The sequence below is a fragment of the Variovorax sp. 01N429 genome, assembly GCF_056399425.1.
Window position 1 is genome coordinate 52,660 of the sequence record NZ_JBFTRG010000022.1, and the last position, 22,768, is coordinate 75,427.

20 protein-coding genes are annotated in these 22,768 nt (G+C 63.7%); 11 read left to right on the forward strand and 9 right to left on the reverse strand.

Annotated elements, in window-relative coordinates:
- Nucleotides 1-5 precede the first annotated feature (5 nt).
- From tfpB to AC1DSF_RS27015, 4 genes are all read left to right on the forward strand, one after another.
- Nucleotides 6-1,802 carry a type IV pilus assembly ATPase TfpB gene (gene tfpB / locus AC1DSF_RS27000; RefSeq protein ID WP_478128189.1) on the forward strand — a complete coding sequence of 599 codons (1,797 nt, stop codon included), beginning with the start codon at nucleotides 6-8 and terminating at the stop codon, nucleotides 1,800-1,802.
- Nucleotides 1,803-1,913: 111 nt separating this feature from the next.
- Entirely contained in the window at nucleotides 1,914-2,069 is a 156-nt protein-coding gene (locus AC1DSF_RS27005; RefSeq protein WP_478128190.1) for a hypothetical protein, read from the forward strand.
- Nucleotides 2,070-2,210: 141 nt separating this feature from the next.
- Nucleotides 2,211-2,699, forward strand: a complete 489-nt coding sequence (locus AC1DSF_RS27010) for a tripartite tricarboxylate transporter TctB family protein (protein WP_478128191.1) — start codon at nucleotides 2,211-2,213, stop codon at nucleotides 2,697-2,699.
- Nucleotides 2,700-2,708: 9 nt separating this feature from the next.
- On the forward strand, nucleotides 2,709-4,220 hold the full coding sequence (locus AC1DSF_RS27015) for a tripartite tricarboxylate transporter permease (protein ID WP_478128192.1): 1,512 nt from the start codon (nucleotides 2,709-2,711) through the stop codon (nucleotides 4,218-4,220).
- 60 nt (nucleotides 4,221-4,280) lie between these two features.
- Here the strand turns inward: AC1DSF_RS27015 and AC1DSF_RS27020 are convergent, their stop codons facing one another.
- Nucleotides 4,281-5,207 (reverse strand): LysR family transcriptional regulator, encoded by a 927-nt coding sequence (locus AC1DSF_RS27020; RefSeq protein ID WP_478128193.1) that lies wholly within the window; start codon nucleotides 5,205-5,207, stop codon nucleotides 4,281-4,283.
- A 95-nt stretch (nucleotides 5,208-5,302) separates the two neighbouring features.
- Here AC1DSF_RS27020 and AC1DSF_RS27025 point away from each other — a divergent pair, with 95 nt between their 5' ends.
- The 5 genes from AC1DSF_RS27025 (at nucleotide 5,303) to AC1DSF_RS27045 (ending at nucleotide 10,791) form a co-directional block, all read left to right on the forward strand.
- Nucleotides 5,303-6,274, forward strand: a complete 972-nt coding sequence (locus tag AC1DSF_RS27025; protein ID WP_478183759.1) for a Bug family tripartite tricarboxylate transporter substrate binding protein — start codon at nucleotides 5,303-5,305, stop codon at nucleotides 6,272-6,274.
- 151 nt (nucleotides 6,275-6,425) lie between these two features.
- A complete protein-coding gene (locus tag AC1DSF_RS27030) occupies nucleotides 6,426-8,039 on the forward strand; it encodes a gamma-glutamyltransferase family protein (RefSeq protein ID WP_478183760.1) in 1,614 nt (537 codons plus the stop codon).
- Between the two features lie 7 nt (nucleotides 8,040-8,046).
- Entirely contained in the window at nucleotides 8,047-8,961 is a 915-nt protein-coding gene (locus AC1DSF_RS27035) for a DMT family transporter (RefSeq protein WP_478183761.1), read from the forward strand.
- A gap of 16 nt (nucleotides 8,962-8,977) precedes the next feature.
- Nucleotides 8,978-9,781 (forward strand): SDR family oxidoreductase, encoded by an 804-nt coding sequence (locus AC1DSF_RS27040; RefSeq protein WP_478128197.1) that lies wholly within the window; start codon nucleotides 8,978-8,980, stop codon nucleotides 9,779-9,781.
- Nucleotides 9,782-9,804: 23 nt separating this feature from the next.
- Complete coding sequence (locus AC1DSF_RS27045) at nucleotides 9,805-10,791, forward strand: quinone oxidoreductase family protein (protein WP_478128198.1); 987 nt, start codon at nucleotides 9,805-9,807, stop codon at nucleotides 10,789-10,791.
- A gap of 27 nt (nucleotides 10,792-10,818) precedes the next feature.
- On the opposite strand, the gene AC1DSF_RS27050 is transcribed toward AC1DSF_RS27045, so the two are convergent.
- The 4 genes from AC1DSF_RS27050 to AC1DSF_RS27065 form a co-directional block, all read right to left on the reverse strand.
- A complete protein-coding gene (locus tag AC1DSF_RS27050; protein WP_478128199.1) occupies nucleotides 10,819-12,474 on the reverse strand; it encodes a Na/Pi cotransporter family protein in 1,656 nt (551 codons plus the stop codon).
- 234 nt (nucleotides 12,475-12,708) lie between these two features.
- Nucleotides 12,709-13,206, reverse strand: a complete 498-nt coding sequence (gene lspA, locus AC1DSF_RS27055; protein WP_478128200.1) for a signal peptidase II — start codon at nucleotides 13,204-13,206, stop codon at nucleotides 12,709-12,711.
- Nucleotides 13,206-16,049: an isoleucine--tRNA ligase gene (gene ileS / locus AC1DSF_RS27060; protein ID WP_478128201.1), complete on the reverse strand. Its 2,844-nt coding sequence runs from the start codon at nucleotides 16,047-16,049 to the stop codon at nucleotides 13,206-13,208. Before ileS ends, lspA begins: the two co-directional genes overlap by 1 nt.
- A 107-nt stretch (nucleotides 16,050-16,156) precedes the next feature.
- Complete coding sequence (locus tag AC1DSF_RS27065; RefSeq protein WP_478128202.1) at nucleotides 16,157-17,194, reverse strand: bifunctional riboflavin kinase/FAD synthetase; 1,038 nt, start codon at nucleotides 17,192-17,194, stop codon at nucleotides 16,157-16,159.
- Between the two features lie 164 nt (nucleotides 17,195-17,358).
- Here AC1DSF_RS27065 and AC1DSF_RS27070 point away from each other — a divergent pair, with 164 nt between their 5' ends.
- The gene (locus AC1DSF_RS27070) at nucleotides 17,359-17,916 is read left to right on the forward strand and encodes an HNH endonuclease (RefSeq protein WP_478128203.1); all 558 of its coding nucleotides are present in this window, start codon (nucleotides 17,359-17,361) and stop codon (nucleotides 17,914-17,916) included.
- A gap of 4 nt (nucleotides 17,917-17,920) precedes the next feature.
- On the opposite strand, the gene AC1DSF_RS27075 is transcribed toward AC1DSF_RS27070, so the two are convergent.
- From AC1DSF_RS27075 to AC1DSF_RS27085, 3 genes are all read right to left on the reverse strand, one after another.
- A complete protein-coding gene (locus AC1DSF_RS27075; RefSeq protein ID WP_478128204.1) occupies nucleotides 17,921-19,255 on the reverse strand; it encodes a twin-arginine translocation pathway signal in 1,335 nt (444 codons plus the stop codon).
- Between the two features lie 123 nt (nucleotides 19,256-19,378).
- Complete coding sequence (locus tag AC1DSF_RS27080) at nucleotides 19,379-20,494, reverse strand: acyl-CoA dehydrogenase family protein (protein ID WP_478128205.1); 1,116 nt, start codon at nucleotides 20,492-20,494, stop codon at nucleotides 19,379-19,381.
- A 24-nt stretch (nucleotides 20,495-20,518) separates the two neighbouring features.
- A complete protein-coding gene (locus AC1DSF_RS27085) occupies nucleotides 20,519-21,700 on the reverse strand; it encodes an acyl-CoA dehydrogenase family protein (protein WP_478128206.1) in 1,182 nt (393 codons plus the stop codon).
- 143 nt (nucleotides 21,701-21,843) lie between these two features.
- Between AC1DSF_RS27085 and purN the strand changes: the two genes are divergently transcribed.
- Nucleotides 21,844-22,431, forward strand: a complete 588-nt coding sequence (purN, locus tag AC1DSF_RS27090; RefSeq protein WP_478128207.1) for a phosphoribosylglycinamide formyltransferase — start codon at nucleotides 21,844-21,846, stop codon at nucleotides 22,429-22,431.
- A gap of 74 nt (nucleotides 22,432-22,505) precedes the next feature.
- On the opposite strand, the gene AC1DSF_RS27095 is transcribed toward purN, so the two are convergent.
- Nucleotides 22,506-22,742, reverse strand: coding sequence for a DUF1653 domain-containing protein (locus tag AC1DSF_RS27095; protein WP_478128208.1), 237 nt, complete (start codon nucleotides 22,740-22,742; stop codon nucleotides 22,506-22,508).
- Nucleotides 22,743-22,768 lie beyond the last annotated feature (26 nt).

Consider the following 22,768-nt stretch of genomic DNA (forward strand, 5'->3'; position numbering starts at 1 on the left):
CATCCATGAGTGCTGTCCCCGCCGCTCCGTCCGGTCCATCCGCCCCTTCGCGCCACGAAGGTCCACTCGACCTGCGTAGCCTCATCGAATGGCTGGCAAAGGATGGAGTGATCTCGCCGCCCGAGGCCAAGCGCACGATCGCCCGATGTGCCCAGGCAGAGAGCCGGCAGGCGCCGCTGGTGCGGCTCGCGAATGTCGCCATGACGCGCGAGAGCGACGGCAAGCCGCTCGATCTGGAAATGCTCACGCAATGGCTCGCTGCCCGCGCCGGGCTCGCGTACCTTCGAATCGATCCGATGAAGGTGGACGTGGGCAAGGTCGCCGACACGATGAGCGCTGCCTATGCGGAGCGGCACAAGGTGCTGCCGGTGCAGGTCACGCCGAGCGAAGTCGTGGTGGCCACCTCGGAGCCCTTTCTCACGGACTGGATCGCCGAAGTCGAGCGGCAGGCGCGCCGCTCGGTGCGGCGAGTGGTTGCCAATCCGGCCGATATCCAACGCTATACGGCGGAGTTCTTTGCGCTGGCCAAATCGGTTCGGGCGGCGCAGAAGGCGGGCTCCAACACGGGCGGCGCGAGCTTCGAGCAACTGGTCGAGCTCGGCAAGAGCACCAAGCAACTCGACGCCAACGACCAGAGCGTGGTGCAGGTGGTCGATTGGCTCTGGCAGTACGCCTTCGACCAGCGCGCGAGCGACATCCATCTGGAGCCCCGGCGCGAGCAGGGGGTGATCCGCTTTCGGATCGACGGCGTGCTGCATCCCGCCTACCAGATGCCCATGGGCGTGATGAATGCCATGGTGTCGCGCATCAAGCTCCTGGGCCGCATGGACGTGGTCGAGAAGCGCCGGCCTCTGGACGGCCGCATCAAGACCCGCAACATGCGCGGCGAAGAAGTCGAAATGCGCCTTTCGACGCTGCCGACTGCCTTCGGCGAAAAGATGGTGATGCGCATCTTCGACCCCGACACCGCGGTCAAGGACCTGGACGCGCTGGGCTTTGCGCAGCACGACGCGCGGCGCTGGGAGCATCTCGTGACACGGCCGCACGGGATCATCCTTGTGACCGGCCCGACGGGCTCGGGCAAGACGACGACGCTCTACTCGACGCTCAAGCGGGTGGCAACGGAAGAAGTCAACGTGAGCACGATCGAAGACCCGATCGAAATGATCGAGTCGTCTTTCAACCAGACACAGGTGCAGCCGCAGCTCGACTTCGGCTTCACTGAAGGTTTGCGCGCGCTGATGCGGCAGGACCCGGACATCATCATGGTCGGCGAAATCCGCGACCTCGCGACGGCCGAGATGGCGGTGCAGGCGGCGCTGACGGGCCATCTGGTCTTCAGCACCCTGCATACCAACGATGCGCCGAGCGCCATCACGCGCCTGATGGAGTTGGGAGTGCCTTCGTATCTGATCAATGCCGTGATGCTCGGCGTGCTCGCCCAGCGGCTGGTGCGCACGTTGTGCAAGCATTGCAAGGCGCCCGACGAGACGGTGACGCGCGAAAAGCTGGCCGAGTTCGTTTCGCCATGGCAGATCAGCGGCTCGGTGCGTGCCTACAAGCCCGTCGGCTGCGTGGACTGCCGGATGACCGGCTACATGGGACGCATGGGGCTCTACGAACTCCTGAGCGTGACCGAAGCCTTCAAGAACGAGATCACCAAGGAGCCGAACATGCTTTCGCTCCGGCGCCAGGCGGTAAGCGATGGCATGCGGCCGCTGCGTCTGGCTGGTGCCCTGCGCGTGGCCGAGGGACTCACGACCATCGAGGAAGTGCTGAGCGCGACGCCGCCGCTCGAGTGAACAAGGAACAAGTTCACGCTCCGCGCAATTAGCAACATCGGCATTTCGGATGATTCCCAAGAGGCCGCGAACGTCGCAAAGTCGAGTCTCCCAACGATCCGGGAGATGGAAATGAACTCTGAGATTCTGACGATTGGCGTACTGGCACTGGTGGTGGCGGGCGGCTGGTTGATCGACGTTCTCAATCAGCACGAAATGGACAAGTTCCGCCGCAACCTGGCCAACCGGCTCAAGAAGGCTTCAGACTCTTTTCACACGGTGCGCTGACTCCGTGGGCGGCGGTGTCCGCGCATCCGGATCCGCAGCGGGCTTGGGGATAACCCTGAAATCGCGATAGGTGGAATCCACATCAAGCTGACTTTGGGCTGACCACACAATCTCCGTCGAATTCATTCGTGGAGACTGTTCGTGAAAATCAAGAGTCAGAAAGACTTCTTCTCGGGGGTGATGTTCGCCGTCGTCGGGGTCGCTTTCGCCTGGGGCGCGACGACCTACAACGTCGGCAACGGCGCGCGCATGGGCCCCGGCTACTTCCCGCTGATGCTCGGCATCCTCATGGCCGTCATCGGCCTTGCCATCATGTTCACCGGCCTCTCGGTCGAGACCGAGGACGGCGAGAAGATCGGCAGGTGGGCGTGGAAGCAGGTGGTCTACATCATCGGCGCCAACCTCGCGTTCGGCGTGCTGCTCGGCGGCCTGCCGAGCTTCGGCGTGCCGGCCATGGGGATGATCATCGCCATCTATGCGCTGGTGCTGATCTCGAGCCTCGCAGGCAGCGAATTCAATCTGCGCAAGGTGCTCGTTCTCGCGACCGTCCTCGCCGTCGGCAGCTACATCGCTTTCATCTGGGCGCTGAAGCTGCAGATCCAGGTGTGGCCCACCTTCATCACGGGTTGAGGACGACAAATGGATCTCATCGCAAATCTCTCTCTCGGCTTTGGTGTCGCGTTCACCTTCACCAACCTGCTCTATTGCCTCGCAGGCTGCGTCCTGGGCACGCTGATCGGCGTGCTGCCGGGCATCGGACCGGTCGCGACCATCGCGATGCTGTTACCGGCCACCTACGCGCTGCCGCCCGTGTCGGCACTGATCATGCTGGCCGGCATCTACTACGGAGCGCAATACGGCGGATCGACCACCGCGATTCTGGTCAACCTGCCGGGCGAATCATCCTCGGTGGTGACCGTGATCGACGGCTACCAGATGGCCCGCAAGGGGCGGGCGGGACCCGCGCTTGCGGCTGCTGGTCTGGGCTCGTTCTTTGCGGGCTGTGTCGGCACGCTGATCCTGGCCGCCTTCGCACCGCCACTGACTGAGTTGGCCTTCAAGTTCGGCCCGGCCGAGTATTTCTCGCTGATGGTGCTGGGCTTGATCGGCGCGGTGGTGCTGGCTTCGGGTTCGCTGCTCAAGGCGATCGCGATGATCGTGCTGGGCCTGCTGCTGGGTCTGGTCGGCACTGACGTGAACTCGGGCGTGGCGCGCTTCAGCTTCGACATCCCCGAACTGACCGACGGCATCGGCTTCGTGACCATCGCCATGGGCGTGTTCGGCTACGGCGAAATCATCGCCAACCTGTCGCGGCCCGAAGAAGACCGCGAAGTGTTCACCGCCAAGGTGTCCGGCCTGTTCCCGACCAAGGAAGACTTCAAGCGCATGACGCCGGCGGTGCTGCGCGGCACGGCGCTCGGCGCATCCCTGGGCATCCTGCCGGGCGGCGGTGCGCTGCTGGCCGCCTTCGCGGCCTACACCATCGAAAAGAAGACCAAGCTGCATCCGGGCGAAGTGCCCTTCGGCAAGGGCAACATCCGCGGTGTGGCCGCGCCCGAGTCGGCCAACAACGCCGGCGCGCAGACTTCGTTCATTCCGCTGCTGACGCTGGGTATTCCGCCCAATGCCGTGATGGCGCTGATGGTCGGCGCGATGACCATCCACAACATCCAGCCCGGCCCGCAGGTGATGACCAGCAACCCCGAACTCTTCTGGGGACTGATCGCCTCGATGTGGATCGGCAACGCGATGCTCGTCATCCTGAACCTGCCGCTCATCGGCATGTGGATCAAGCTGCTGTCGGTGCCCTACAAGTACCTGTTCCCAGCGATCGTGCTGTTCTGTGCGATTGGCGTTTACTCGACCAACAACAACACCTTCGACATCTGGATGGTGGCGATCTTCGGTTTTGTGGGCTACAGCTTCTTCAAGCTCGGTTGCGAACCTGCGCCATTGCTGCTGGGATTCATCCTGGGGCCGATGATGGAAGAGAACCTGCGGCGCGCACTGCTGCTGTCGCGCGGCGACTGGGCCGTGTTCGTCACCCGGCCGATCTCGGCGGGCCTGCTGGCTGCCGCGCTGCTTCTGCTGGTGATCGTGTTGCTGCCGGCCGTCAAGTCCAAGCGGGAAGAGGCATTCGTCGAGGAGTGATTCCCGACAGCCTGCGAAAAAGCACCTCCGGGTGCTTTTTTGCTTTCAGGGGCCCCGCTTTCAGGACCGTTCTTCGCGGCGGGGCTTCATGTGCTGTCGCGCCATCGCAAGGAAGGCCATGGCCGCAGGACTGAGCGGATGTTTCGCGAGCCGCACGGCAACGACGGGGTATTCGAGCATCGGACGCGCTACCGCGATCGCGCGAAGGTTGCCCGGCATCAGAACTTCCACATAGCGAGGCAGCAGCGCGACACCGGCGCCCGCCTGAATGAGCCCGAACGCGGTCGACAGCATCGAGACGTGATGAACCACGCGCGGATAGACGTTGGCCACGCTCGAAAGCTGCCGGCTCACCGATCGCCAGATGACCGCGTCTGGATTGACGTGGATGAACGGCAAGCCGTCGAGGTGCTTGGCGTCGATCACGACCCGTCGCGCCAGCGGGTGATCGTCGCGCGCGAACAGGGCCATGCGATCGCTGAAGAGCGGCTCCGTCGCAAGCTCCGAGTGCTTCTGTCCGATGTCGGAACCGAAGCCGAGGTCGGCCTCTTGCGAAAGGATCCGGGAAATCATCTGCTCGGCCGTGCTGTCGAGCAGCGCGGTCGCGAGCGCCGGATGCTGTTGCGAGAAGCGGCTGAGCAATGGCGGCATCAGCGCGCCGGCCGTGAGATGGCCGACCGCCAGGACCACCCGGCCTTCGCGAAGCTGGGACTGCGATCGGCAGGCGCTCACGGATTCGTCGATCAGCCGAAGGGCGCGAACAGCCGTGTCGACCATCATCTGTCCGGCGCCAGTCATGCGGATGCGCCGCCCGCGCACCACCAGAGGCTGGCCGAGCTCATGTTCCATGCGCTTGATGAGATGACTGATCGCCGGCTGTGTGAGTTGCAGGGCTTCTGCCGCCAACGTGAAGCTGCCCGACTCGGCGACCGCCGCCAGCGCCCGCAACTGCTGCATGGAGATCTCTTCAGTAGCGGCCTTTGTCATTAGCGCGGCTCATAGTTGCATTAACGGGATTATCTGGCTTGATGCCGCGCCGCTGCATAGCATTCGATGCTTCACAGGGAACACAATCCAGCACCATGAAACGTATCCAGTTCCTCCAGGCCATGGCTGCCGCGCTTTGGGTGGCCGCTTCGCCCGCGGTCTTTGCAGAGGGCTACCCGACCAAGCCGATCCGGTTGATCGTTCCCTTTCCCGCCGGCGGCGCGACCGATCTTTTCGCGCGCACGCTTTCGCAGAAGATGGGCGAAAAGCTCGGCACGACACTCGTCGTCGACAACAAGCCCGGGGCCGGTGGTGCAATCGGTTCCGATGCCGCAGCCAAGTCGACCCCTGACGGCTACACGCTCCTCCTGGCGACGACGAGCACCCACTCGATCGGCCCGGCCATCTATAGCAAACTGCCCTACGACACGGTGCGCGACTTCACGCCGATCGTTCATGTGGGCGATGCGCCGAGCATCATGCTGGTGCCGAACAATTCGCCTGCCAAGACGGTGCAGGAATGGATCGATTACGCCAAGAAGAACCCCGGCAAACTCAATTACGGGTCGAGCGGCAATGGGACGATCGTGCAACTCACGGCCGAGCTCTTTCAGTCGCAAGCGGGCATTTCGATGCTGCACATTCCGTACAAGGGCACGGCGCTCGCCATTCCCGACCTGATCAGCGGCAAGATCGATGTCCTGTTCGATGCGCTGCCGACCGGAATGCCCCACGTGCGCGACGGCCGGTTGCGGGCGCTCGGGGTGACCTCGCTCAAGCGGAGCCCACTCGCACCCGAACTGCCGCCGATTGCGGACACGCTGCCGGGGTTCGAGTCGAATACATGGTTCGGGCTTTACGGGCCGAAGGGCATGCCTGCCGACTTGGTCGCGAAGATCAACGCAGCCGCCAATCAATCGCTCACCGACCCTGAAGTGCGCGACAAGCTGGCTCGCCTGGGCATCGCGCCTGCGACCAGCACGCCCGCACAGTTCGCGAGCATGGTGGCCGAAGACGCCGCCAAGTGGAAGAAGATCATTGTCGATCGCAAGATCACCGGAGACTGAGCTCGCCCCCAGGCTCGCGCACTTCGTGTCGCTCTCCACCCCCTGACCGGGGGCAACACCGGCGGCCCGGCTTAGCCGGTTCCGCGGTGTTTCTGGTGGGGCCCTTGCTTCGCCGGGCGCGCGAGGGATTTGGACTATTTGGAAGGCTTTTATGAAATTCGATTTTGGGAATCCATACACGTCGACTCGGATTCCGGTTTTTGCGCGGAACGTGGTTTCGACTTCGCATCCGTTGGCGTCTCAGGCGGGGCTGCGGATTCTTTATCAAGGCGGCAATGCGGTGGATGCGGCGGTTGCTACGGCGGCGGTGATGACGCTGGTGGAGCCGGTGAGCAACGGGTTGGGGAGCGATGCCTTTTGTATCTTGTGGGACGGGAAGAAGCTGCATGGGCTGAATGGCTCGGGCTGTGCGCCTGCTGCCTGGACACCGGATTACTTTCGGCGCAAGTACGGGGGCCATGCGGCCACGCCGCCGCAGCGCGGGATGGACTCGGTCACGGTGCCGGGCGCGGTGGGGAGTTGGGTCGCGCTGTCGGAACGATTCGGCAAACTGCCTTTTGCGGACCTGATGGCGCCAGCGATCGAGATCGCGGAACGTGGCTATCTCATGCCGCCGGTCGTGCGACAGAAATGGGCTGCGGCCACGCCGATCCTGCAATCGCAGCCGGGGTTCGCGCAGAGCTTTCTGCCTTGGGGGCGTGCGCCGGAAGTGGGAGAACTGTTCCGGTTTCCGGCTGCTGCCCGCGCGCTGAAGGCCATTGCGGCGACGACAGGGGACGCGTTCTACAGCGGCGAAATCGCCGAGGCGCTGGAGAAGTTCTCCAACGAGAACGGCGGCAGTCTCAAGGTGCGGGATCTCGCGAACTGGAAGCCCGAGTGGGTCGAGCCGATCGCGCAGAACTACCGCAATCACACGCTGCACGAAATTCCGCCGAACGGCCAGGGGATTGCGGCGCTGATCGCGCTGGGCATCCTGCGGCACTTCGACATCGAGTCGATCCCGGTCGATTCGGTCGCTTCGCAGCACTTGCAGATCGAAGCCATGAAGCTCGCGTTTGCCGACACCTATCGCTATGTGTCGGACCCTTCGTCGATGGAGGTGACTCCCCTGCAAATGCTCGATGACGCCTATCTCGCGTCGCGTGCCAAACTCATCGACCTGAACAAGGCACAGGACTTCAAGGCGGGCAATCCGGTCAAGGGCGGCACGATCTACCTGACAGCCGCGGACGAAAACGGAATGATGGTGAGCTTCATCCAGAGCAACTACATGGGCTTCGGCTCCGGCTGCGTCGAGCCGGGATTCGGCATCAGCTTGCAGAATCGGGGTCATGGCTTCAGCCTGAACGACCGCAGCCCGAACCTCGTCGCGCCGGGCAAGCGGCCCTTCCACACGATCATCCCCGCTTTCCTCACGAAGGACGGCGCGCCGATGATGAGCTTCGGCGTGATGGGCGGCAACATGCAGCCGCAGGGGCACATGCAGACGCTGGTGCGCATGCTCGACTACAAGCAGAATCCGCAAGCCGCCTGCGACGCACCGCGCTGGCGCTTCAACCAGGGGCTGGAGATCAACGTCGAGGCGGCGATGAACTCGGCCACCGTTCAGGGCCTCTCCGACCTCGGCCACAAGGTGGACGTGATCAACGACTCGTACCAGGACTTCGGTGCCGGCCAGTTCATCTGGCGCGCGGGCGATCCTGCGGTCGAAGGCTATGTCGCCGCAAGCGATGCGCGCCGCGACGGCCTTGCGGCGGGCTTCTAGTTTCAGAGTGACGCCGGAGCACCAGACTTCATCTCACAAGAGTCTCGCGCCGGGCCTCGCACTCGCGACGCTCGGCGCGATCGCGTTCAGCGGCAAGGCGATCATCGTCAAGCTGGCGTATCGCTATGGCGTCGACGCTGTCACGCTGATCATGCTGCGCATGCTTTTTGCGTTGCCGTTGTTCGTGGTGATGGCGTGGTGGGCCGGGCGCGGAAAGCCGGCGCTCACCGGGCGCGACTGGTTGGGCGTCATTGGGTTGGGCTTCTCGGGCTATTACCTGGCGAGCTTTCTCGACTTTGCAGGGTTGGCCTACATCACCGCGAGCCTGGAACGGCTCATTCTGTATCTCAATCCGACGCTGGTCCTGCTATTCGGCTGGATCATCTATCGTCGGCGCATCACCCGCGGCCAAGTTGCCGGCATGGCGATCAGCTATGTCGGCGTGCTGCTGGTGTTCGGGCATGAAGTGAGCCTCGGCCAGAGCGCGGCGGCGGCGTGGGGCGCGCTTCTGGTGTTCCTCAGCGCCGTGAGCTATGCCATCTATCTGGTTGCGAGCGGCGAGTTCGTCAAGCGGCTGGGTTCTCTGCGGCTGGTGGGTCTGGCGACCAGCGTGGCGTGCCTTTTCTGCATCGCGCAGTTCATGCTCTTGCGGCCGATGAGCGCCGCCTTCGAAGTCGCGCCTGAGGTCATCTGGCTGTCGATCCTCAACGCGACGCTGTGTACGGCCGTACCGGTCCTTGCCGTCATGATGGCGATCGAACGCATCGGCCCCGCCTTGGCCGCCCAAACGGGTATGGTCGGGCCGATGTCGACGATCCTGATGGGTGTGGTGATCCTCGGCGAACCCTTTACCCTATGGATTGCGGCCGGGACCGTGCTGGTGATCACCGGCATCTTTGTATTCACACGCATGGGCCGATGAGCCCGGAGGACTGAACATGGATTTGGGAATTGCAGGCAAGACCGCCCTCGTGTGCGGCGCGAGCAAGGGCCTGGGCTACGGCTGTGCCGAGGCGCTGGTGCGAGAAGGCGTCAACGTTGTCATCGTGGCCCGTGGCGCCGAGGCACTGGAAGCCGCGGCGAAGACTTTGCAAGCTGCGGCTGCTGCCGTGGACGGCGCCGCCAAGCCGTTCGTGAAGCACATCGCGGCTGACATCACCACCGCAGACGGACGCGCTGCCGCCTTCGCGCTGCACCAGGACTTCGACATCGTCGTCACCAATGCCGGCGGCCCGCCGCCCGGTGACTTCCGCGAATGGGACCGCGAAGCTTGGGTCAAGGCGCTCGACGCGAACATGCTGACGCCGATCGAACTCATCAAGGCGACCGTGGACGGAATGGCTGCGCGCGGGTTCGGTCGCATCGTCAACATCACTTCGAGTTCGGTCAAGGCGCCGATTGACATCCTCGGCTTGAGCAATGGCGCTCGCAGCGGCCTGACCGGCTTCGTGGCGGGCGTGGCGCGCTCGGGCATCGCTGGCAAGGGCGTGACCATCAACAACCTGCTGCCGGGGTCGTTCGACACCGACCGCCTCAAGGGCACCATGATCGGTGCCGCGAAGAAGACCGGCCAGGACATCGAGGCCGTCCGAGCCAGCCGCCAGAAGAACATTCCAGCGGGCCGTTTCGGCAATGCCGCCGAGTTCGGCGCGATCTGCGCATTCCTGTGCAGCACGCACGCGGCCTACATGACGGGCCAGAACGTGCTGGCCGACGGGGGTGCGTACCCGGGGACCTACTGATCGTTCGAGACAAGGAGCCATTCATGAGCAAAGCAGTCCGCATCGACCGCCAGGGCGGTCCCGAGGAACTGAAGATCGTCGACGTCGAGGTGGGCGATCCGGGCCCCGGCGAGATCCGCATTCGCCACAAGGCGGTGGGTCTCAATTTCATCGACACCTACCAGCGCAGCGGGCTCTACCCGTTCCCGATGCCCTTGCAACTGGGCATGGAAGCATCGGGCGTGGTCGAGGCGGTGGGTGAAGGCGTTTCGCATCTAAAGGTGGGCGACCGCGCGGCTTACGCGAGCCAACCTCCGGGCGCGTATTGCGAAGCGCGAGTCATGCCTGCAAAGTTCGTCTGCAAGCTGCCCGATTCGATTTCCTTCGAGACTGGCGCGGCGATGATGCTCAAGGGCCTCACCGCGCAGTATCTGTTGAAGAAGACGCTGCCGGCCGAAGGACTGCAGCCCGGCGATTTCATCCTTTTCCATGCGGCCGCTGGCGGCGTGGGGCTCATTGCCTGCCAATGGGCAAAGGCGCTCGGGCTCCAGTTGATCGGCACCGCAGGCACCGATGCCAAGTGCAAGCTCGCGCTGGCCCACGGCGCAGCCCACGCCATCAACTACAGCACCGAGAACTTCGCCGAGCGCGTCAAGGAGATCACGGGCGGCAAGGGCGTCAAGGTCGTCTACGATTCCGTGGGCAAGGACACTTTCGAAGGCTCGTTGAATTGCCTGCGGCCGTTCGGGCTGTTGGCCATCTTCGGCAACGGATCGGGGCCGGTGCCGCCTTTCAACCTCGGTTTGCTTGCGTCGAAGGGATCGCTGTACGTCACGCGGCCGACCTTGTTCACGCACATTTCGAGCCGCGAAAGCACGCAGGCCATGGCCGACGATCTGTTTGCCGTGGTCGAAAGCGGCGCTGTGAAGATCCCGATCGACCAGCGTTATCCGCTGGCCGACGTGCAGCAGGCGCACCGCGATCTCGAGGCGCGCAAGACGACCGGCTGCACCATCCTGACTCTGTCGTAGCCACAGCGGCGCACGCCGCTCGTGCGCCTACTGCAACTGACTGAGGCGCGATTCGCGCATGCGCGTCGGCGCCAGTGCGCCGGCGGATTCGAGAATGGGGTAGGCGATCGAGCAGATGTGCGAGTTGATGCGCTTGAGCTCGCTGATCAGGTCGATGTGCAGCGAACTGGTCTCGATACTGAGCGCGGTCTGGTCCGACAGCCGCCCAAGGTGGGTCGTGGCATAGGCGCGCTCCAGATCGCGGAAGCGCGCCTTTTCTTCGAGCAGCTTCTGGGCGTCGCGCACGTTGCCGTTCAGGAAAACGCTCATGCTTAGCCGCAGATTGGCCACCAGCCGCTCGTGCAGTTCGACAATCTCGCGCATGCCGGCTTCGGAAAAATTGCGCTGCGGCTTGATCTTCTTGTCCTCGATGTCGATGATCACGCGCTCGATGATGTCGCCGATCTGCTCCATGTTGATCGTGAAGCTGATGATGTCCGTCCAGCGGCGGCTCTCCTCCTCGCCCAGCGCCTCGCGCGAAATCTTGGTGAGATAGTACTTGATCGCCGAATAGAGCTCGTCGACCGTGTCGTCGAGATTGCGCAGTTCCTGGGCGAGGCGAAGGTCGTTGTGCTTGATCACGTTGAGCACGCCGATCAGCATCGTTTCGACCACGTCGGCCTGGTGCAACGCCTCTCGCGCAGCGTTGGAGATGGCAAGAGATGGCGTCGAGATCGCGGAGGGGTCCAGATGCTGTGGGCGTCGGGCTGTGGCCTCCGTGGGCACCGGCAGCAGGCGCGTGGCCAGCCGGGCGACGTATTCGGTCAATCCGATGAAGCAGACACTCATGATGACGTTGAACGCCAGGTGGTAGAGCACTACGAGCTGCGTCGCGTCGGTGACGAACGGCCTGACCTCTCGCAGCCAGAGCCCAACGAACGGCGCTGCGATGGCAACGCCGAGCGCCTTGAACAGGAGATTGCCTACCGTCACTTGCCGCACTGCAATAGACGACTTGGCGGTGGTGAGTACGGCCAGCAAGCCGCTTCCCAGGTTGGCGCCGAGCACGAGGCCGAGGGCCACGTCGAGCGGCACCACGTTCGAGCTTGCCATCGCTGCGACCAGCAGCACGACCGCCAGACTCGAATAGGCAACGATCGACAGCGCGGCTCCGATGGTGATTTCGAGCAGCACGTCGCTGTTGAGCGATCCAAGCACAGCGCGCATGGCCGGGCTTTCAAATAGCGGGCCGGTGGCCTCCACGACCAGCTGCAGCGCCAGCAACATCAGCCCCAGCCCGATCAGCACGCGGCCCACGCGGCCCGCCACGCTGGAAGGACGCGTAATGAACAGCACAACGCCGACGAAAATGAAAAGCGGGGACAGCCATGAAAGATCTGCCGAGAACAGCACCGACATCAGCGCTGTGCCGACGTCGGCGCCCCGCATCACCGCCAGCGCCGCTGGGAGCGTGACCAGTCCCTGGCCGACGAAGGACGAAGTCATCAGCGAAGTGGCGGTGCTCGATTGCACGAGTGCCGTCACTCCGATTCCGGACAATGCCGCCGTGAAGCGATTGCGCATGCTGTGCACGAGGATGCGGCGCAGATTTGCGCCGAACACCCGCAGCACGCCGGTGCGAACGAGTTGGGTACCCCACACCAGCAGCGCGATCGCCGCCAGCAAATTCAACAAGTGCTTCATGGAATAGAAGCACTATAGAGCACCCCCGGAAGCCCAGGCCAGGAACACCGCGGAACTGGCTTTGCCAGGCCGCCGGTGTTGCCCCCGGTAGGGGGTAGGCGAAGCGACACGAAGTGCGCGCAGCCTGGGGGCGAGCAACAGAAACACCGCGGAACTGGCTTTGCCAGGCCGCCGGTGTTGCCCCCGGTAGGGGGTAGGCGAAGCGACACGAAGTGCGCGCAGCCTGGGGGCGAGCTAAGTCTTCCTTACCCGCCGCAACTCATCGATGACCAGGCAGATCGCCCCGATCGTGATCGCGCTGTCCGCTACGTTGAAGGCGGGAAAGTGCCGGCCGGCAAGATGGAAGTCGAGAAAGTCGACCACGTAGCCGTGCATCATGCGATCGATCACGTTGCCGATCGCGCCGCCGAGGATGGCGGCCATCGAAAACGAGAACAGCTTCTGCCCCGCGTGCGACCTGAGCATCCAGATGATGAAGAGCGCCGCCGCGATGCCGATGGCCATGAAGAACCAGCGCTGCCAGCCTGCCGCATCCGCCAGGAACGAAAAAGCCGCGCCGGTGTTGTGGGCACGCACGACGTTGAAGAAGCTGGTGACGTAGGTCGCGTCGCCGTACTTGTAATAGCCGAGGATCAGCGTCTTGGTGAACTGATCGACGATCACGATCACCAGTGCAAGGCCAAGCCAGGGCCAGATGCCGAGGCCCCGGGCGCCCGAAGACTGGCGGGCCATCAGGCGATGTTCCTTGCTTCGCCCGCGCCGTAGAGGTTGCTCGTGCAACGTCCGCAGAGACCAGGATGCGCGGCATCGTGCCCGACGTCGTCGCGCCAGTGCCAGCAGCGCTCGCACTTCGCCGCCGTGCTTGCCGTCACAGTGGCCGACAACGCATCGCCAGGCGTCAGCGCCACGGCCGAGGTGATGAAGACGAACTTCAGGTCGTCGCCCAGCGAAGCGAGCAGCGCATGGTCATTGGCCGGCGCGGCAATGGTCACGTTGGCCTGCAGCGACGAGCCGACCTGGCCCGCTGTGCGCACCGATTCAATTTCCTTGTTGACCGCGTCGCGGATCTCTCGGATGCGGGTCCACTTGGCGAGCAGTGCGTCGTTGGGTGTTCCGAGGTCGCTGTAGGTCTGCACGAAAATCGACCGGCCGTCGCCGCAGAACTTCCAGGCTTCTTCGGCCGTGAAGCTCAGGAATGGTGCCATCCAGCGCAGCATCGCTTGGGTGATGTGCCACAGGGCGGTTTGTGCGCTGCGGCGCGCAAGCGAGCCGGGGGCGGTCGTGTAGAGCCGGTCTTTCAGCACGTCGAGGTAGAACGCGCCTAGGTCCTCCGAGCAATACACCTGCAGCTTCGCAACCACCGGGTGAAACTCGTAGACCTTGTAGTGCGCGAGCACGTCCGCCTGAAACTGCGCGGCGCGGCTGAGCGCGTAGCGGTCGATTTCGAGCAGTTGGTCGAGCGGCACCGCATCCTTCGCGATGTCGAAATCGCTGGTGTTCGCGAGCAGGAAGCGCAGCGTATTGCGGATCCGGCGATAGGCATCCACCACGCGGGCGAGGATCTTGTCGTCACCGGCGATGTCGCCCGAGTAGTCGCTCGCAGCCACCCACAGGCGCGTGATTTCGGCGCCGAGCTTCTTGTTGACTTCCTGCGGGTCGATGCCGTTGCCGAGCGACTTGCTCATCTTGCGGCCCTGGCTGTCGACCGTGAAGCCGTGCGTGAGCAGGCCGCGATAGGGGGCGCGGCCTTCGAGTGCCGACGCGATCAGCAGCGACGAATGAAACCATCCGCGATGCTGGTCGTGGCCTTCGAGGTAGAGGTCGGCTTCGGGGCCGGTTTCGTGGTGCACCTTGGGGTGCGTGCCGCGCAACACGTGGAAGAAGGTCGAGCCGGAGTCGAACCACACTTCGAGGATGTCGGTGCTCTTGGTGTAATGCGGCGCGTCGGCATCGCCGAGGATTTCTTCAGTGGTCACGCGGCTCCATGCCTCGATGCCGCCTTCTTCGACGATGTCGGCGGCCTGATCGAGGATTTCCATCGTGCGCGGATGCAACTCGCCCGAGTCCCGATGCAGGAAGAACGGGATCGGCACGCCCCAACTGCGCTGCCGGCTGATGCACCAGTCGGGCCGGTTGGCGATCATGTCGTGCAGGCGCGCCTTGCCGTTCTCTGGATAGAAGCTCGTCTGCTCGATGGCTTCCAGCGCCGTCTGGCGCAGCGTCTTGGGCGCCTTGTCCTTGGTAAACACGCCTTCGCCTTCGTCCATGCGGATGAACCACTGCGCTGCGGCACGGTAGATCACCGGCGTCTTGTGACGCCAGCAATGCGGATAGCTGTGGGAGATCTGCTCGGTCGTCATCAGGCGGCCGGCATCGCGCAGCGCATGGATGATGACCGGAACCGCCTTCCAGATATTCTGGCCGCCGAAAAGCGGGAAGTCAGCCGCGTAGGAGCCATTTCCTTGGACCGGATTCAGGATGTCGTCATAGGAAATGCCGTGAGCGATGCAGGAATTGAAGTCATCCACGCCATAGGCCGGCGAGGAGTGGACCAGACCGGTGCCGTCATCGGCCGTCGCGTAGTCCGCAAGATAGACCGGCGAGAGGCGACGGAAGCCTGCATCCACGTCGTAGAGCGGATGCTCGAACTCCAGTCCGCCCAGCTTCTCGCCCTTGACGGTGGCAAGCACCTTGCCGTCGAGCGCGTAGCGGGTCATGCACATCTCGACCAGCGAGGCGGCAAGGACGAGGAGGCCGCGCTCTGTATCCACGAGCGAGTAGTCGAGCTCGGGATTCAGGTTGATCGCCTGGTTGGCTGGGATCGTCCAGGCGGTGGTGGTCCAGATCACCGCGAAGGCGTCCTTGCCGAGTGCCGGCAGGCCGAATGCGGCGGCGAGCTTTGCGGGGTCGTGCGCCTTGAAGGCGACGTCCAGCGTCTGTGATTTCTTGTCGGCGTATTCGATCTCGAATTCAGCCAGGGACGAGCCGCAGTCGAAACACCAGTACACCGGCTTGAGCCCGCGATAGACGAAGCCGCGCTCGATCACGCGCTTGAAGGCGCGGATTTCGCCCGCCTCGTTGGCGAAGTCCATCGTCTTGTACGGGTGGTCCCATTCACCCAGGACACCCAGGCGCTGGAAATCGGACATCTGCTGTGCGATCTGTTCCGTCGCGTAGCCGCGGCTCTTGGCCTGCATCTCGTCGCGGCTCAGGTTGCGGCCGTACTTCTTTTCGATCGCGTTCTCGATCGGCAGGCCATGGCAATCCCACCCGGGCACATAGAGCGCGTCGTAGCCTTCAAGCTGGCGCGCCTTGGTGATCATGTCCTTCAGGATCTTGTTGACCGCGTGACCCATGTGGATCTGACCGTTGGCATAGGGTGGGCCGTCGTGCAGGATGAACTTGGGCGCACCGTGGCGTGCATCCCGCAGGCGGTGATAGACGCCTTGCTCGTTCCATTCGTTGACCCATCCGGGTTCGCGCTTGGGCAGGTCGCCGCGCATCGGGAAGGGGGTGTCGGGCAGGTTCAGCGTGGCCCGGTAGTCGGTGCCGCCGTCGGTCTTGTTGTCAGCCATGGAATTTCCAGAAATCTGCGCTGCCGTGCAACGCGCGAGGGGATCGGGAGCGTGCGGCCTTTGCTGTGAAGGCGAGGCCGGACGCGGCGGAAAGCGAAGGTTCCGCTTTAAATTCGATCGCGCGTGGTTTGGCGATGGGTCTCGGCGTGGGTGGAAGCAAAGAATGCGCGCGCGTCACGCCCATCCTTCGCGATGCCCGCGGTAAGGGCCTCGAGACTGGTGTAGCGCAATTCGTCGTGCAATTTGTGCAGCAGTTCCACGCGGACGATTTTACCGTAGGCCCCTTCGGAACCGAGATGAGAAGGCCAGTCGAGGCAGTGCGTCTCGAGCAGCACGCGGCCGGCGTTGACGTCGTTGGCATCGAGGGAAGGGCGCACGCCCAGATTGGCGACGCCGTGAAGCGGCGAGTCGGTCAGGCCGTGGACCAGCACCGCAAAGATTCCGTTTGCGGCCGGCTTCCAATGCTTGAAACGAAGGTTGAGGGTGCGAAACCCGTCGTCGCGGCCCGGCGCGGTAGCGCCCAGCGCACGCCCAAGCTTTCGTCCATGGACCACGTGGCCGGAGATTGCGTAAGGCCGCCCCAGCAGGGTGTGCACATCGGCCATGCGACCTTCGGCGAGCGCCTCCCGTACGGCGGAGCTCGAGACGCGAAGGCCGTGCACTTCATAGCTGTTCATCCGCGCGACGTCGAAGCCGTGCTGGTCGCCGGCCCGGTCGAGCATCGCGTAGTCGCCGGCGCGCTTGGCGCCGAAGCGAAAGTCATCCCCGACCAGAACGTAGCGCGCGCCCAAGCCTTCGATCAGCACATGCTGGATGAATTCGTCGGGAGTCTGTGACGCAAGAGCGGCATCGAAAGGCAGCACGATCGTCTGCGCGACGCCGGCGGCGGCCAGCGCTGTCAGCTTGTCACGCAGCGTGCCGATCCGGGCGGGAGCCAGTTCCGGCCGCTTGGTGATGGCCGCGAAGTAGTCCCGGGGATGCGGCTCGAAGGTCAGCACGCAACTGGGGAGGTTGCGCGCGCGCGCCTCGGTGTTCAGAAGCCCGAGCATGGCCTGGTGACCACGGTGGACACCGTCGAAATTGCCAATGGTCAGGGCACAGGCCGGAGCCACGCCCGGATGCCGAAAACCCCGGAAAATCTGCATCGGTCGGTATCTTTTTGATAGCACTTTGCGCCCGTGGAATGGGCACATCAGGCCGTTTTGTCACAAAGCCGGTATATTGTGACGCACTGCGTCATGCGCAAGCCCTTTCGGCTCGCTTGGCGTGCAGGTCTTTCCGTTGTTCTCTTTGCTTGAGGAGGCGTGTGGTGAAGGTCTTGAAGCTGTCGGCCCAAGGGCTGCCTCAATCGTGGATATCGCTTGAACAGGCGGTGATCCACTACGCCTCCGACGAGGTGCGCTGGGAGGTGGGCGCGCAAGTCGCGGTCTTCCGGGGCGGCCACAACGCGGTCACTGGCCAGCAGTCGCAGATCGCCATCAACAGCATCATCGGCACCAAGGGCGTGCCGCGCATCAACCCTTTCACCCAGCGGCCGGGGCTGACGAACGGCAAACTGTTCGCGCGGGATCGCAATGTATGCGCATATTGCGGCGGCCACTTTCACGAGGAAGAGCTGACGCGCGAACACATCATTCCCTTTGCGCAAAAGGGCATCGACACCTGGATGAACGTGGTGACGGCCTGCAAGCCTTGCAATCACCGCAAGAGCAGCCGGACGCCGGAACAGGCCGGAATGCCCCTCTTGTATGCGCCGTACGTGCCGAGCCTTTGGGAGGACTTCATCCTGCGCAATCGCCGCATCCTCGCGGATCAGATGGAATTCCTGATGGCGCATCTGCCGCAGAGTTCGCGGCTGCACGGGTAGCGGTTCAGTAGGTCAGTTCGAGCACCGTCACGTGGTTCTGCGCTGCGGGCCAGGAGAGGCCGGCCACGTGTTCCCCGTTGAATTCGGCCGCGACGGTGCGAGGCACGTCGCTTGTCAGCCTGAGTGTCGACGCCGAGACGCCCGAGCCTTGTGGCGGCACGCCGGGTGGCAGCGCTTGGCCGTCGAAGCGCATGGTGTCGCGCCGCGCGTCGAAATAGCCTCGGGGGCGGGTGAAGATCACGAGCGCCTTCGTGCCGCTGCCGGTCTCCGGCATGCGCTCCGGCCGCAAATGGACGACGCCGCTCGAGCGCGGGAACGGGCTTCGGTAGATGTGCGTTGTCGCGTAGCCTTTCGCGCTCAGGACGAACTCATAGGCTGTGTCCGTCTGGCCGACGAAGGGGCCCCATCGTGCGTCGGATTCGATGGTCTGCACCCACGCGGCCGGGCCGCCCCGCATTCCGGTAGAGGCTTCGACGGCAAAAATTTCGAGGCGAGCGCCAACCAGGGGCAAGTTGTTGACGAAGCCGCCGCTCGCAGCGTCCAGCGGGTGCAGGCCCAAGCCGGTGACCCTGCCGGACAGGACCACTGGCGCTTCAGGAACGGGTTGTGTCGTTCTCGCATCCTTGCCCGTGAGAAAACGCCAGGTCGCTGCAAACGCGGCCGCCGAGAACGAAGTCTCCCGGTGATCCACGCGCGGCAATACGACGTTGGTCGCGCCCCTGAGAGCCGGTCCGTCGAACCCGATGTGCGTCGGCTTGCCTTGGGCGCCGATCCAGATCCCGTCAGGTTGCGCGTATTTGTCGTTGCTGTCCGAGCGCAGTGTCAGCCACTTCACGCCGGGCGTGACTTCATCGCCCTCCGCATTTTTTGCCGCGTTGAGCTGCCGCAGGAAAGGACTCAGTCCGGAGAACTCGCTGCCTTCGCGAAGCCCTTCGATAGCCCAGATGCCGTGTGCCGGATTGCCGCCCAGGACGACATGGCTCACGACGCGATCGCCCCCGCCGTTCTGCACGTAGTTGCGGATCGCGTTGCCGCCTCGCGAGTTGCCGATCAAGACGACGCGGGACGCGCCCGTCGACGTCAGGACGCGCTCGACTTCGTGCTTCAGAAAGGCCATCGAATCGGCGGTGGAACTGCGCCCCGGCTGCGGAATGGCATCGTCATCGCGAGCCAGCGGAAAAGGTTGATCCAGTGCAAACAATCGATCGCGCGGCCAGCCGTTCGATTCGAAGCGCCAGATCGTGGTCAGCCACAAGGCGGCCGAATCGCCATTGCCGTGCATGAAAACGATGGGTGCCCGATCGGCGGCGCTTGGCGGGGTAGCGGGGGCGGGAAGCATGGTCGATGGCAAGACTGGCAGAGATCAATCAACCAGAGTTTGCACGGCAATCTCCGGTTCAAGAAAAAGCGCCCGCGGGCTCGAAGCCGGCGGGCGCCTTGCAGAGAGAGGAGATTGCGCGGATCAGGCGAACACGCCGGCCGTGTCCTGCATGCGGGCCGAGACCTCGCCCAGATGGTGCAGCGTATCGCCGAAGGTCATTTCAAGCTGCGTGAGCTTCTTGAAATAGTGACTCACGATGTACTCGTCCGTCACGCCGATTCCGCCGTGAAGTTGCACGGCCTGCTGACTGACGAAGCGCATGGAGACGCCCAACTGGTACTTGGCGCGCGCAAGTGCCTGGCGACGCTCCGCAGCCGGTGCGTTGAGCTTCAGGCTGGCGTAGTAGCTCATCGAGCGGGCCAGTTCGAGCTGCATCTTCATGTCGGCGACGCGGTGGCGAAGCGCCTGGAAGGTAGCGATCGCCACGCCGAACTGCTTGCGGGTGTTCATGTACTCGACAGTGATCGCCAGCGTCTTGTCCATCACGCCGACCGCCTCGGCGCAAGTGGCGGCAATGCCAATGTCGACGGCGTGTTCGAGGACGGGCAAGCCGTCCTTGGTGATCAGAGTGGCGGCCGCATTGTCGAAAACGACCTCTGCCGCGCGGCTGCCGTCCTGCGTGCCGTAGCCCCGGGCTGCAACGCCGTCGGCCGCGCGTTCGACGAGAAAGAGCGCGATCTTGCCGCCGAGCTGTGCGGGCACGATGTACGCGTCGGCCTCGTCGCCGGCGGGCACCAGGCTCTTGCTGCCGCTCAGCTTCCAGCCGTCACCGGCCTGGGTCGCCTGAGCCTCGCAGACATCAAGGCGATAGCGCGCCTTTCGCTCCTGGTAGGCCAGGACCACCATCGCCTGGCCGCCCGCGATGCGCGGCAGCCAGTTGTTCTTGGTCTCTTCGTCGGCATGCCCGGCAAGCACGGCACCTGCGATGAATGACTGTGCCAACGGCTCCAGCACGATGCCGCGCCCGAGTTCTTCCATGACGACCATGCTTTCCACAGGTCCCATGCCCAATCCGCCTTCGTCTTCGGGGATGTAGAGGCCGCCCAGGCCCAGTTCGGCCAGCTGGTCCCAGGCTTCACGAGAGAAACCCCCGGCTGCTTCGGTGGCGCGGCGGCGCTCGAAGGTGTAGCCCTTTTCGACCCACTTGGCGACCGCGTCGCGAAGCTGTTGCTGGTCGTCGCTGAAATTGAAGTCCATTGCTTGATCCTTTTTTGCCCGCGTTCAGCCCAAGACCGTCTGCGCGACGATGTTGCGTTGTACTTCGTTGCTGCCGCCGTAGATGGTGGTCTTGCGCAGATTGAAGTAGGTCGATGCAAGAGGCGCCAGTTGCGGATGGCCGCCAGGGAAATCGCCTTGCCAGCCAGCTTCCATGGCTTCGCGAATCAGCGGCAGCGAATAGGGGCCGCCGGCCAGCATCATCAGTTCCGAATAGCGTTGCTGGATCTCGCTGCCCTTGATCTTGAGGAGACCGGCGATGTCGAGCGAGTTCTTGCCCGAAGTCGCGGCTGAAAGAACGCGCAACACCAGCATCTCCAGCGCGACGACGTCGACTTCGAGCTTGGCGATCTCGTCGCGGAAGCGCTGGTCTTCCCACACGCCCTCGCTCTTGGCCAGGCGCTTGAGGCGCTCCAGCTCGCGCTTGGCACGATTCACGTCGGCAATGTTGGTGCGCTCGTGCGAGAGCAGGTGCTTGGCGTAGGTCCAGCCCTTGTTTTCCTCGCCGATCAGGTTTTCGGCTGGCACTTCGACGTTGTCGAACCAGACTTCGTTGACTTCGTAGCCGCCGTCCAGCAGCTTGATCGGCCGCACCGTGACGCCGGGCGACTTCATGTCGATCAGCAGGAAGCTGATGCCGGTCTGCGGCTTGCCCTCATTGCTGGTGCGGACCAGGCAGAAGATCCATTCGCCGTACTGGCCGAGCGTGGTCCAGGTCTTCTGGCCGTTGACGATGTATTTGTCGCCTTGACGTTCTGCCTTGGTCTTGACGGAGGCGAGGTCCGAACCGGAGCCCGGTTCGCTGTAGCCCTGACTCCACCAGACTTCACCGCTCGCGATACCGGGCAGAAAGCGCTTCTGCTGCTCGGCATTGCCGTAGGCCATGATCACCGGTGCCACCATCACGGGTCCGAAGGGAATGATCCGCGGCGCGCCGGCGAGGGCGGCTTCTTCTTCGAACAGGTGTTTTTCGATCGCCGTCCAACCGGGTCCGCCAAATTCCTTGGGCCAGCCGTATCCCAGCCAGCCTTTCTTTCCAAGGATCTTGGCCCAGCGTTGCAGATCGTCGCGCGTCAATTCGAGCGCGTTATGCACCTTGTGGGAAATCTCTGCGGGAAGGTTTTCCTTGACCCATGCGCGAATCTCTTCGCGGAACTTCTGTTCTTCAGGTGTGAAGCTCAAATCCATGCGTGCCTCGCTGTGTTGATCGAACGCCGCAGGAGGCGGCGTGTCTCCGAAACCGATGGTTTTAGCACGGTCGTGCTTGTTCGAGGTGTCCGCGCGGCGACAAGCCCGGAGCCCCTGACCAAGCACAGATAATCCCGCGTCCCATGAAGAACATTGTGATCCTGATCTCGGGGAGTGGCTCCAATATGGCGGCCATTCTGAAAGCGGCTGAAAGCGGTCGCTGGGCGGCGCGCTTGGGCGCGCGCGTGGCGGCAGTCATCAGCAACAGGGCGGATGCGCAAGGATTGCTGATCGCCCGGCAGCATGGCGTTTCCACGGCCGTGGTTTCGCACAAGGAGTTTTCTAGCAGGCCGGAGTTCGACGCGGCACTTGCCCGCGAAGTCGACGCGCATTCGCCGGCGCTCATTGTTCTGGCCGGATTCATGCGCATCCTGACCCCCGACTTCGTTGCGCGCTACGAAGGCCGGCTGCTGAACATTCACCCGTCGCTCCTGCCCGCTTTCCCGGGGCTCGACACGCACCGGCGAGCACTGGAGGCCGGGTGCCGGGTGGCAGGGGTGACCGTTCATGAGGTGACGGTGCAACTGGATCATGGGCCGATCCTTGCCCAAGCGGCAGTGCCTGTCATGCCCGACGACACTCCTGAAATCTTGGCTGCGCGGGTGTTGGCGCAAGAACACAGGGTTTACCCCCAAGCCATCGCAAGCTGGCTCGAACGCGACACAAACTGACACAATCCCACCATCTCGTGTGCTGGGGGATGTCGGATTGAAAAGTTCTGGTCGCGCCTCTGGTCGCACTTCGCCTAGTCGAGCTTGACGAAGCGTCTCCGTGATGAGCCCTCAACATCCACGACTTCATCGAACATGCCTGCGGGTCTCACCCAAAGGCCGCGCTCCCCATAAAGCGCTCGATAGAGCGTCATCGGCTCCAGCGTCTCGCTGTGGCGCACCGTGCCGAGGACTTCATATTCGCCGCCCTTGTAGTGGAGGTAACGCCCAGGCGGTGTTTCGATCAGGGGCGGCAGGATTTCGTCTGACACGTGGTTGTTTCCCTCTATAGGCTGAA